Genomic DNA, 756 nt, shown 5'->3' with positions numbered 1-756 from the left:
ATATATTGCATAAGATCTTACGTTATTGTCGTCTAAACCTGATTCAGCACGAGCCATAATCCCTTTATCTACTAAACTTGTAACTAACGGGCTAATTTTATTCTTTCCTCTTCCTAAAGCTTTAGCCAAATCAGATTGGTTTAAAGGAATCGGATCTTTCTTCTTCACATCGTCGACTATACAATTCGATGAAAAGCCTACAAACTCTGAAATATCTACTAAAAAGCCTTTCTCAGCCAAGGTCAAATAACCTTCTTTTCTTAAATAGCTAAAATTATGCTGGATAATTTGAACAAAAGGAGTGTTATTCTTGATTTTACGATCGGGCACAAGCTTCATTCCTTTAGCATTAGCTTTAGCCTGCAATTCATTGGCAAATTCCATTTCTTCATGACTAAGTACTTTTTCATTTTGAATATCCTTGAGTCGAGCTTTTTTATTTGCTTCGTCTAATACCTTGCCTAAAGATAGATTATTTTCACTTTTTGACATACTAATTCCTCTCCTTATGTGGCAGGAATTAGTCCCTTATGATAGAATATGTACATAAAATATGTTTGATAAGGGACACATTCCCTTTCTATGTTTGAGAAACCGCCTGCCGTCCAAAGCATGGGCGGTTTTTCTCATTTTATACTACATTCAACACTATCAATATTTTCCCTCTTTTTCTACTCTTTTCGTAGCCTTTCAGCTAATTTCGCTAACAATTTATCATCTACTCGTTGGGGTTTATAACCCATCCTGTCTATTAAA

Annotated in this window: 1 protein-coding gene; it reads right to left on the bottom strand. The window is 34.7% G+C overall.

Annotation, left to right across the window (positions count from 1 at the left end; genetic code table 11):
- Window positions 1-492, bottom strand: a 492-nt coding sequence (locus tag AC27IT_RS27750; RefSeq protein ID WP_487092256.1) for a MarR family transcriptional regulator, incomplete at its 3' end; no start/stop codon positions are given.
- Window positions 493-756: the final 264 nt, after the last annotated feature.

The organism is Brevibacillus sp. YAE8, from assembly GCF_057543335.1.
This window is presented reverse-complemented; position numbering and strand designations above follow the sequence as displayed.